General features: G+C 71.6%; 9 protein-coding genes. 5 read left to right on the top strand and 4 right to left on the bottom strand.

Features of this window, described 5'->3' with window-relative positions; all coding sequences use genetic code 11:
* Positions 1-202: 202 nt before the first annotated feature.
* The gene (locus AB0D14_RS36840; protein WP_362787478.1) at positions 203-1,834 is read left to right on the top strand and encodes a phospho-sugar mutase; all 1,632 of its coding nucleotides are present in this window, start codon (positions 203-205) and stop codon (positions 1,832-1,834) included.
* A 60-nt stretch (positions 1,835-1,894) separates the two neighbouring features.
* On the opposite strand, the gene AB0D14_RS36835 is transcribed toward AB0D14_RS36840, so the two are convergent.
* Together AB0D14_RS36835 and AB0D14_RS36830 are read right to left on the bottom strand one after the other, a co-directional pair.
* Complete coding sequence (locus tag AB0D14_RS36835) at positions 1,895-3,562, bottom strand: hypothetical protein (protein WP_362787477.1); 1,668 nt, start codon at positions 3,560-3,562, stop codon at positions 1,895-1,897.
* Positions 3,563-3,738: 176 nt separating this feature from the next.
* Positions 3,739-4,413: a PH domain-containing protein gene (locus tag AB0D14_RS36830; RefSeq protein ID WP_362787476.1), complete on the bottom strand. Its 675-nt coding sequence runs from the start codon at positions 4,411-4,413 to the stop codon at positions 3,739-3,741.
* A gap of 218 nt (positions 4,414-4,631) precedes the next feature.
* Between AB0D14_RS36830 and deoC the strand changes: the two genes are divergently transcribed.
* The 3 genes from deoC to AB0D14_RS36815 are packed head-to-tail and all read left to right on the top strand — an operon-like array spanning position 4,632 to position 8,046.
* On the top strand, positions 4,632-5,621 hold the full coding sequence (gene deoC / locus AB0D14_RS36825; RefSeq protein WP_362787475.1) for a deoxyribose-phosphate aldolase: 990 nt from the start codon (positions 4,632-4,634) through the stop codon (positions 5,619-5,621).
* A 6-nt stretch (positions 5,622-5,627) separates the two neighbouring features.
* Positions 5,628-7,064 carry an aldehyde dehydrogenase family protein gene (locus AB0D14_RS36820; protein ID WP_362787474.1) on the top strand — a complete coding sequence of 479 codons (1,437 nt, stop codon included), beginning with the start codon at positions 5,628-5,630 and terminating at the stop codon, positions 7,062-7,064.
* Positions 7,057-8,046, top strand: coding sequence for an aldehyde dehydrogenase family protein (locus AB0D14_RS36815; protein ID WP_362787473.1), 990 nt, complete (start codon positions 7,057-7,059; stop codon positions 8,044-8,046). Before AB0D14_RS36820 ends, AB0D14_RS36815 begins: the two co-directional genes overlap by 8 nt.
* A 160-nt stretch (positions 8,047-8,206) precedes the next feature.
* Here AB0D14_RS36815 and AB0D14_RS36810 read toward each other — a convergent pair whose 3' ends face one another.
* Positions 8,207-8,620, bottom strand: coding sequence for a hypothetical protein (locus AB0D14_RS36810; RefSeq protein ID WP_362787472.1), 414 nt, complete (start codon positions 8,618-8,620; stop codon positions 8,207-8,209).
* 127 nt (positions 8,621-8,747) lie between these two features.
* On the opposite strand from AB0D14_RS36810, the gene AB0D14_RS36805 reads away from it, so the two are divergent.
* On the top strand, positions 8,748-9,404 hold the full coding sequence (locus AB0D14_RS36805; protein ID WP_362787471.1) for a uridine kinase: 657 nt from the start codon (positions 8,748-8,750) through the stop codon (positions 9,402-9,404).
* A gap of 336 nt (positions 9,405-9,740) precedes the next feature.
* Here AB0D14_RS36805 and AB0D14_RS36800 read toward each other — a convergent pair whose 3' ends face one another.
* Positions 9,741-10,502 (bottom strand): SigE family RNA polymerase sigma factor, encoded by a 762-nt coding sequence (locus AB0D14_RS36800; protein WP_362787470.1) that lies wholly within the window; start codon positions 10,500-10,502, stop codon positions 9,741-9,743.
* Positions 10,503-10,809: the final 307 nt, after the last annotated feature.

The raw sequence follows: 10,809 nt of genomic DNA, 5'->3' as shown, positions 1-10,809 counted from the left end.
CCCCGGCCCTCTCTCTGTCCGGTCCCGGGGGGGTGGGTGGTTTGGCCCCCGGGGGGGTTTTTTTTGCCCGGGGGGGGGGCCGGGGGGGGGGGGGGGGGGGGCCCCCCCCCCCCCGGGTCGGGACGGGAAGGGGCGGCGGGGGCGAAACAACCGCGGCCGGGGTACACCATCACGTACGACGACAGAAAGAGGTCGATCCCTCGTGCAGGACGAACTCATGGCGCGGGCCACCGCATGGCTGGCCGAGGACCCCGACGCGGAAACCCGTGAGGAACTCGCCAAGCTCATCGACGCCGAGGACACGGCGGAGCTCACCGCACGCTTCAGCGGCACCCTCCAGTTCGGCACGGCGGGCCTCCGCGGCGAACTCGGCGCGGGCCCGATGCGCATGAACCGCGCGGTGGTCATCCGCGCCGCCGCCGGCCTCGCCGCGTACCTCAAGGCGAAGGGACAGACAGGCGGCCTCGTCGTCATCGGCTACGACGCCCGCCACAAGTCCACCGACTTCGCCCGCGACACCGCCGCGGTCATGACGGGCGCGGGCCTGCGCGCCGCCGTACTCCCCCGCCCCCTCCCCACCCCCGTACTCGCGTACGCCATACGGCATCTGGGCGCGGTGGCAGGCGTGGAGGTGACCGCCAGCCACAACCCGCCGCGCGACAACGGCTACAAGGTCTACCTCGGCGACGGCTCCCAGATCGTCCCCCCGGCGGACGCGGAGATCGCCGCGGAGATCGACGCGATCGTGAGCCTCGCCGACGTCCCCCGCCCGGACTCCGGCTGGGAGACCCTCGACGACGGCGTCCTGAACGCCTATCTGGAGCGCACGGACGCGGTACTGGCCCCCGGCTCCCCGCGGACCGCCCGCACGGTCTACACGGCGATGCACGGCGTGGGCACGGAGACCCTCCTGGCGGCGTTCGCCCGGGCCGGCTTCCCCGCCCCCGTCCTCGTCACCGAACAGGCCGACCCGGACCCGGACTTCCCCACGGTCGCGTTCCCCAACCCGGAGGAGCCGGGCGCCATGGACCTGGCCTTCGCGAAGGCCCGCGAGACGGACCCGGACCTGATCATCGCGAACGACCCGGACGCGGACCGCTGCGCCGCGGCCGTCAAGGACCGCGGGGACTGGCGCATGCTGCGCGGCGACGAGGTGGGCGCGCTCCTCGCGGCACACCTCGTCCGCCGGGGCGCGCGGGGCACCTTCGCGGAGTCGATCGTCTCGTCCTCCCTCCTCGGCCGCATCGCCGAGAAGGCGGGTCTGGCGTACGAGGAGACCCTGACGGGCTTCAAGTGGATCGCCAGGGTGGAGGACCTGCGGTACGGCTACGAGGAGGCGCTGGGCTACTGCGTCGATCCCGATGGCGTACGGGACAAGGACGGCATCACGGCGGCCCTCGCCGTCACGGAACTGGCCTCGGAGCTCAAGGCGGACAACCGCACGCTCCTCGACCTCCTGGACGACCTCGCCGTCGAGCACGGGCTGCACGCCACGGACCAGCTCGCCGTCCGGGTGGACGACCTCTCCCTGATCACGGACGCGATGCGCCGCCTGCGCGAGCAGCCCCCGACGCGCCTCGCGGGCCTGCCCGTCACCAGGGCCGAGGACCTCACCCGGGGGACGGACAGGCTGCCGCCCACGGACGGCCTGCGCTACACGCTGGACGGCGCCCGCGTCATCGTCCGGCCCAGCGGTACGGAGCCGAAGCTGAAGTGCTATCTGGAGGTCGTGGTCCCGGTGGGCGACCACGACGGCCTCCCGGCGGCCCGCGCGAAGGCGACGGAGCTGCTGTCGGCGATCAAGCGGGACCTGTCGGCGGCGGCGGGTATCTGAACCCCCGATGGCCGAGCCGGTGCCCAGTACCCCCGCGCCCGCCCGCTGCCCGGCGATCGCTCAGCCCCACACCACCAGCACCGCCGCCCACGCCAGTGCCAGCAGGACGGCCAGCGGCCACAGCGGGCGGCCGCGTTCGGGTGCGGTGCTCTCTCCAGTGGGCCGCAGCGCCGGGTCCTTGCGCATCGCCGACAGTTCGGCCGCCACCGCGTCGTACGGATGGACCAGGCCGCGCCGTCGCTCGAACCATGCCCAGCGCGGCGCCGCCACCGACCAGCCGTCCTCCCGCCAGCGCAGCTTCAGTTCGAAGGACCGGCGGCGTACGGAGCGGAGGTCGTCCCAGGGAACGTGTCGGGGGCCGCGCAGTCCGGCGACCCACAGGCCCGAGCGGTCCGCCGTGATGCGCCAGGCGAGTTTCACGGGGACACGGACGGCTCCGTAGAGGCCGAGTGCGGTGGCCAGAGCCAGTCTCCAGAGCGACAGGTCGAACTCGGTGAACCCGGCCCAGGTGAGCCACAGGCCCCACTGCACCAGCAGCACGGCGGCCACCCAGTCCAGCCAGCCCGCTCGCCAGCGGCGCATACGGGCGGGGACGCGGCCCACAGCCGCTTCCCGTGCCCGCTCCTCCAGTTCGCGGTTCTGCTCCTCTCTCACCTTCTCCCTGGCGATACGCCGTACACCGGCGCTCGGCGACAACGGGCGGACCGGTCCCGCCGACCACTCCGTCAGCGGCGGCTGGTCCGGGTCCTCGTCGGCGCTGAGGACCACGACCTCGGCACCGTCGAAGGGGGCGCCGAAGAGGACGGCCTCCCGGACCGGTCCGGGAGTGTCGTCGTCCACCGCGTCGAGGAGCCGCTCCAGTTCCTCCTCGGCTCCGGCGTCGGCCTCGGCGGCGGAATCCGCCTCGTCCTCGTCGTCCTCCTCGGCTTCACCGTCGTACGACGTCAGGTCCACCGTGAACAGCGGCCGCGTCACCGCGAGGTCGTCCGCCGCGTACACCTCGGTGGTGCCCTGCGCGTCGTCGCGTACGAGAACGCGCAGGACGGGTGCGGGGGCCCGGCGCAGCGCGACGGCCCGGTGCCGGCCGAGCCACGCCGAGACCAGGGCGGTCGCGCCGAGCCCGGCCAGGAAGTAGGCCATGACCCAGGAGCCGCGGTGGTCGTCGGGCGTGCCCCACAGTTCCGCGGTGGCGCCGGTGAGCACACCGAGCCCGAGCACGGTCAGGCCGAGCGGGAGCAGGAAGCGGCCACGCCGCACCGGGGCGTCCGCGCCGGGTATCCGTGCCGTGCCGTCCCCGGAGACCTCCAGTGCCCGCTCCAGCTGGGCTCCGCGGGACCGCAGGCGTACGGCGACGGCGGCCCAGGAGGCCACCACGACCAGCGCCCCGAAGGCCGTCACGGCCCATGGCAGCGACGGCGCCTCCACAGCGAGCCCGAGCAGCAGCGCGGGCGCCCCGACCCAGACCAGTTCGGGCCGCGCGAGCACCCACAGGACGTACACGGCGAGGCCCGCCGCGACGAACGGCCACAGTCCGCCGAGCATCGCGGCCCAGGCGCCCGCGCAGAGCGCGAAGGTGGTCACGGCTCCGGCGATCGACCTGCGCACCCGCAGGAAGGTCCAGCGCGGCGGCAGCGCCGCCGACCAGCCCGCCGCCCGCCCGGCCGTCCAGTCCCGGCAGTCGTCGGGTATCGCGGCCGCGGGCAGCCGCAGCGGCTCGTCGTACGACACATGCACTCCTGGATCGCGTGGAAACGCCGGTGCCGACACCAGCGCGGGCACCGGTGGTGACAGTAGCGACCAAAACGCACCACCCAGGCCGGCGTACGCCCCGGCCCCCGGTACAGGTGCCACCCACTCGTACGGCCGAACGTGTCCATCGCCTCAAGGCCGCAGGCTCAAGACTCCTACGTCAACTGCAGGATGACCAGCAGTACGGCCCCGGCCGCCGCGGGTGCCACGACCTCGTAGGCCCACCGCACCGAGACGTCACCCTGGGCCCGCGGATCCTTGCCGCGCGCCTCCATCAGCTCGCGCAGCTCGTCCATGATCTGGTCGCCCTGGGCGCGTACGGGGCCGTCGGCCGTCGGTGCGGGCTGGGGTGACCGGCCGCGGCCGGCGCCCGCCGCGTCCCCCCGGGCCGCCCCTCGGGCCTCCCCCCTCGCCTCCCTGCGAGCCGCTCGCTTACGTCCCCGCAGGGAGACCGGCACGGCCCACACCTGGTACTTGGTGCCGGCCGTGTCGAGCACCTCGTTCGAGTAGCCGGACCGGAACGTCTCGACCGTTCCCCAGGGCAGCGTGATCACCCGGAAGGGATTACGGATGCGCAGCCGCTGTTCGTTCGCGTACACGGCCGGGCGCAGGGTGAAGGCGGCGACCAACGGCACCAGCAGAAGCAGCGCGGCCAGCGCCACCCACGGTGCCCGGCCCTCGCCCGTGACCAGCGCGTCGATGCCGAGCCAGCCCGCGATCGCGAGCAGCAGCGCGCCGCCCGCGATGCCGGACGGCGACCGGTAGACCCGGTCCTTGAACTGGGGTTCCGGTGTGTCCGGTGCGGGTGGCTGGTGGTCCGGGGTCGTCATGGTCCCGATTCTGCCCGACCGCCCCCTCGGCGCTCGCGGGGGTGCCGTTCGCTCGGCGGGCGTTCGCTCGGCGGGGGCCGCCACGATGGCCGCCTGTCCCTTGCCGCCCGTCACCTGACCTGTCGCCCGTCACCGTCACCTGTCACCCGCGGGCCCGAGGGGAAGCAGATCCGGGGGTGTACAGCCGCTACGCGCGTAGATATGCTCGTCTGGTGACCATGCCCACCACTGCATCCTCCCCCACCGCTGAGCGCGCGGGAGGTACCCCCAGCGCTCACGCACTCACGGACGTGACCGGGTCAGACAGTTCGCTGCGCCGCTTCCTCCACGGACTGCCCGGCGTCGACACGGTCGGCCTGGAGGCACGCGCCGCCTCGCTCGGTACCCGTTCCATCAAGACGACCGCGAAGGCGTACGCCATCGACCTCGCCATCTCGATGGTCGACCTGACGACGCTGGAAGGCGCGGACACCCCCGGCAAGGTCCGGGCGCTCGGCGCCAAGGCGGTCCACCCGGACCCCACGGACCGTACGGCCCCGACGACGGCGGCCGTCTGCGTCTACCCCGACATGGTGACCGCCGCGAAGGAGGCCGTCGCCGGTTCCGGTGTGCTGGTCGCCTCCGTCGCGACCGCCTTCCCGGCGGGCCGCGCCGCGCTCGACGTGAAGCTGGCCGACGTGCGGGACGCCGTCGCCGCGGGCGCCGACGAGATCGACATGGTCATCGACCGCGGGGCGTTCCTCTCGGGCAGGTACCTGAAGGTGTACGACGAGATCGTCGCCGTGAGGGAGGCCTCGGGCGCCGCACGGCTGAAGGTCATCTTCGAGACCGGTGAGCTGTCGACGTACGACAACATCCGGCGCGCGAGCTGGCTCGGCATGCTGGCGGGCGCGGACTTCATCAAGACCTCGACGGGCAAGGTCGCGGTCAACGCGACGCCCGCGAACACCCTCCTCATGCTGGAGGCCGTCCGCGACTTCCGCGCGCAGACCGGGGTCCAGGTCGGCGTGAAGCCCGCCGGCGGCATCCGCACCACGAAGGACGCCGTCAAGTTCCTGGTGCTGGTCAACGAGACCGCGGGCGAGAACTGGCTGGACAACCACTGGTTCCGCTTCGGCGCGTCCTCACTCCTGAACGACCTGCTGATGCAGCGCCAGAAGCTGGCCACCGGCCGCTACTCCGGCCCCGACTACGTGACGGTGGACTGATCCCTCATGGCTTCCGCATTCGAGTACGCACCCGCGCCCGAGTCCCGCTCCGTCGTCGACATCGCGCCCTCCTACGGCCTGTTCATCGACGGCGAGTTCACCGAGGCCGCCGACGGCAAGGTCTTCAAGACGGTCAGCCCGAGCACCGAAGAGGTCCTCTCCGAGGTCGCGCAGGCAGGCACCGAGGACGTCGACCGCGCGGTGCGGGCCGCCCGCAGGGCCTTCGAGAAGTGGTCCGCGCTGCCCGGCTCCGAGCGCGCCAAGTACCTGTTCCGCATCGCGCGGATCATCCAGGAGCGCAGCCGCGAACTGGCCGTCCTGGAGACGCTGGACAACGGAAAGCCCATCAAGGAGACGCGTGACGCGGACCTCCCCCTGGTGGCCGCGCACTTCTTCTACTACGCGGGCTGGGCTGACAAGCTCGACCACGCCGGTCTCGGCGCGAACCCGCGCCCGCTCGGTGTCGCCGGCCAGGTCATCCCCTGGAACTTCCCGCTCCTGATGCTGGCGTGGAAGATCGCCCCGGCGCTCGCGACCGGCAACACGGTCGTCCTGAAGCCCGCGGAGACCACTCCCCTGTCGGCCCTGTTCTTCGCGGACATCTGCCGTCAGGCGGGCCTGCCCAGGGGCGTCGTCAACATTCTTCCCGGTTACGGGGACACGGGCGCGGCGCTCGTCGCGCACCCGGACGTCAACAAGGTGGCCTTCACCGGCTCCACCGCCGTCGGCAAGGCCATCGCGCGCCAGGTGGCCGGCACGAAGAAGAAGGTCACGCTCGAACTCGGCGGCAAGGGCGCGAACATCGTCTTCGACGACGCTCCCATCGACCAGGCCGTCGAGGGCATCGTCACCGGGATCTTCTTCAACCAGGGCCAGGTCTGCTGCGCGGGCTCCCGGCTGCTGGTCCAGGAGTCCCTCCACGACGAGCTGCTCGACTCCCTGAAGCGCAGGCTCTCGACCCTGCGCCTGGGCGACCCGCTCGACAAGAACACCGACATCGGCGCGATCAACTCGGCCGAGCAGCTCGCGCGCATCACCTCGCTCGTCGAGCAGGGTGAGGCCGAGGGCGCCGAGCGCTGGTCCCCGTCCTGCGAACTGCCGTCCTCCGGCTACTGGTTCGCCCCGACGCTCTTCACGAACGTCACCCAGGCGCACACCGTCGCCCGCGACGAGATCTTCGGCCCGGTCCTGTCCGTCCTCACCTTCCGTACCCCGGACGAGGCGGTCGCGAAGGCCAACAACAGCCAGTACGGCCTCTCGGCGGGCATCTGGACCGAGAAGGGTTCCCGGACCCTGGCCGTCGCGAACAAGCTGCGCGCGGGCGTCATCTGGTCCAACACGTTCAACAAGTTCGATCCCACCTCGCCGTTCGGCGGCTACAAGGAGTCGGGTTACGGCCGCGAGGGCGGTCGCCACGGCCTGGAGGCGTACCTCGATGTCTGACAAGCCGAAGAACACCGAGAAGACTGAGAAGACCGACAAGAGCTCCAGGAGCTCCAAGAACGACAAGGCCGAGAAGGCAGCGAGGACCGAGACGTCGGAGCAGCGGCGCCTGAGCGTCTTCAAGACCTACAAGCTGTACGTCGGCGGGAAGTTCCCGCGTTCGGAGAGCGGGCGGGTGTACGAGGTGACCGACTCGAAGGGCACGTGGCTGGCCAACGCGCCCCGGGCGAGCCGCAAGGACGCCCGTGACGCGGTCGTCGCCGCCCGCAAGGCGTTCGGCGGCTGGTCCGGCGCGACCGCGTACAACCGCGGCCAGGTCCTCTACCGCGTCGCGGAGATGCTGGAGGGCCGCAGGAGCCAGTTCGTCCACGAGGTCGCCGACGCCGAGGGCCTGTCGAAGGCCGAGGCCGCCGACCAGGTCGAGGCGGCGATCGACCGCTGGGTCTGGTACGCGGGCTGGACCGACAAGATCGCCCAGGTGGTCGGTGGCGGCAACCCCGTGGCGGGCCCGTTCTTCAACCTCTCGACCCCCGAGCCGACGGGCGTGGTGACGGTCCTCGCCCCCCAGGAGTCGTCCTTCCTCGGCCTGGTCTCGGTGATCGCCCCGGTGATCGCGACCGGCAACACGGCGGTCGTCATCGCGAGCGAGCGCTCCCCGCTCCCCGCGCTGTCGCTGGGCGAGGTGCTGGCGACCTCCGACCTGCCGGGCGGCGTGGTGAACGTCCTCACCGGCGGGACGGCGGAGATCGCGACCCCGCTCGCCGCACACCAGGACGTCAACGCGATCGACCTGGCCGGCGCCGACGAGGCCCTCGCGAAGGAACTGGAGATCGCGGCCGCCGACAACCTCAAGCGGGTCGTCCGCCCACAGCCTGTGGATTACTTCGCCACGCCGGGCATCGAGCACCTCACCGCCTTCCTGGAGACGAAGACGGTCTGGCACCCGACGGGCGCCCTGGGCGCGTCCGGCTCGTCGTACTAGGACAGGCCACCAGGGCGCGAGCCCCCGTACGGGAGAGCCGTGCTTCCCCTCCGTCCGGGGGAGGCGCGGCTCTCTCTTCCTTTTCGTCTTCCGTCTTGCCGTCTCTCACGAGTCCGTACGGTTCACCTCATCCGTACGGACTCGGCCCGTCCGTACGGTTTCAGCTGCCCAGCACTCTCGCCAGGTGGTCCAGCACCGGAACGCTGCCCAGCGACGGGGCCTGCGTGACCGGCGCCGTCAGCATGGTCGTCGCCAGCGGGGGGAAGTCGGCCACCTTCGTGCTGACCCCGTTGTCGAGCGGGTCGACGCCCGTGCCCGCCAGCGGGTTGGGCTTCAGTGCCGCGACCGGCCCGGTCACGTACCTGACGGTCCCGGTCATCGCCTGAAGTCCGGACCGCGGGTCGAGCTTGCCCGCCGAGGTCGGCCGGGCAAGGATCGCGTCCACCCCGGGTGCGACGTCAGCGGCCGCCGAGGTCGCGCCCCCGCCCACCGCGACCCCAGCGATCCCCGCGGTCGTGAGGGCCAGCAACGCGCGCCGAGCGGTCGGGGTCTGGAAGGCCGAATGTCGTGCCATGGCTGCCGCCACCTTCTGCTGCTCAAAGTAATCAGGTCGATACACAGGGTAGTTGAGGAGTGACGTGCACTCCAAAGGCGACCCGCGGGCTCGGCCGTGCGCGCGGGATGCCGCACACTGGTGTCTCGTGAGTTCTTATCCTCCGAATTCCGCGACAACCGCGCGCGTCGTACTGCTGTGCGGTCCCTCCGGCTCCGGCAAGTCCCTCCTCGCGGCCCGCTCCGGCCTTCCGGTGCTGCGGCTCGACGACTTCTACAAAGAGGGCGACGACCCGACGCTGCCGCAGGTGGAGGGGAGTTCGGACATCGACTGGGACCACCCGCTGTCCTGGGACGCGGACGTCGCCCTCGCGGCGATAACGCAGCTCTGCGGGACGGGGCGTACAAGTGTTCCGGTGTACGACATCTCCCTGAGCGCGCGTACCGGCTCGGAGACCATCGACTTCGGAGGAACGCCGGTCTTCATCGCCGAGGGCATCTTCGCCGCGGAGATCGTGGAGCGGTGCCGGGAGGCCGGAGTGCTGGCCGACGCGCTGTGCCTCAGCCGGGGCGCGGTGACCACGTTCCGCCGGCGGTTCCTGCGGGATCTGCGCGAAGGCCGCAAGTCCGTGCCGTTCCTGCTTCGGCGGGGATGGCGGCTGATGCGGGACGAGCGGTCGATCGTGGCCCGGCAGACGGCGCTCGGCGCGTACGCGTGCGGCTGGGGCGAGGCGTTGGACCGCCTGGCCTCCGCGGCCACGGAACAGCGCGCGGCGCCGGTCCCGGCGCGAAAGACGCCGGCCTAGAGGCGCGAAAGGCGCCGGTCCAGGCGCAAGAGGCACCGGCCCAGGCGCAGAAGAACCAGGCGCAAGAGACGCCGACTCAGACGCAAAAGAAGAAGCGGGACCGGATGGACCCCCCGGCCCTCCGGTCCCGCTTCTCTTTGTGCTCCCCCGTGTGTTTCCCCCGCGGTCCCCCGTGACCCCGTTGGTTCCCCCCGGTGTTGCTTCCCCGAGTCGTCCGCCGCCTCCCCCGAAGTGACGGACTCCCCCGTGGTGTCCGCCGCCTCCCCCCGGAGTGACGAACTTCCCCCCCTGTCGTCCGCCGCCTCCCCCGAAGTGACGGACATCCCCCCACAGCCTTCAGGCGACGAGCTCCCCGAAGGACTCCTCCTCGTCACGGCCGAAGCTGAGGACGTCGTCCTCACGCAGCCGGCGGAGCGACCGCCAGATGCTGGACTTCACCGTGCCGACACTGATGTCGAGGATCTTCGCGATCTCCGGGTCCGTGCGGCCCTCGTAGTAACGGAGGACGAGCATGGTGCGCTGGAGTTCGGGAAGCCGGGCGAGCGCCTGCCACAGGACCGCGCGCAGCTCGGTGCCACGCATCGCGTCCGTGTCGCCGGCCGTCTCCGGCAGCTCCTCGGTCGGGTATTCGTTCAGCTTGCGGCGGCGCCACGCGCTGATGTGCAGATTGGTCATGGTGCGGCGGAGGTAGCCCCCGACCGCGGCCTTGTCGCTGATCCGGTCCCACGCCCGGTACGTCGAGAAGAGGGCGCTCTGCAGCAGATCCTCGGCCTCGAAGCGGTCGCCGGTCAGGTGGTAGGCGGTTGCGTACAGGGAGGCGCGGCGCTCCTGGACGTAGGCGGTGAACTCCGCCTCCGACTCCGAGCGACGCTCCCCCGTGACCTCCCCGTACGCTGCCCCGGTCCCCCCGTGGGCAACCCCCGTACCGCTTCCCCCCGTACGTGCGTCAACCACCGTCATGTACGACCCGGTGTGCTGACGCCCGGTGCCGCGAGCGCACCCCCGCCCGCTCACGGCACCGGACTTCTCCGCACTCTTCGTGACGTCGTGGAGCCGCGTGACAACTGCGCCAGTAATGGTGCTGTGCAGCGTGTTCATCTCGCGCCCCCCGTCGTTGAGTGCCGGCAGTCCGGTACTTCGTGCCGCGCTTGCTTCGTGTCGTGCTTGCTTCGTGTCGTGCTTTCTTGCTTGTGACGAAAAGCTTGCCGGGGCCACTTCATGACGGTGTCCTCCGACTGTCACAGACCTGTCACAGGGGAGCCGGCCAAGGCTCCCCACCGATCGACCACCGATCGACCACCGATCGATCACAGAGAAGCGTCGTACGGCTACTCATCCGACACACTCGCCACGCACTCGTAGGTGGGACATGTGTGGGAGCGCTCCAACAGTCGATACGCACCCA

Source organism: Streptomyces sp. NPDC048484, assembly GCF_040651415.1.
GTDB lineage: Bacteria > Actinomycetota > Actinomycetes > Streptomycetales > Streptomycetaceae > Streptomyces.
The sequence above is the reverse complement of the archived record's forward strand: the minus strand, read 5'-3'. Positions and strand labels throughout refer to the sequence as shown.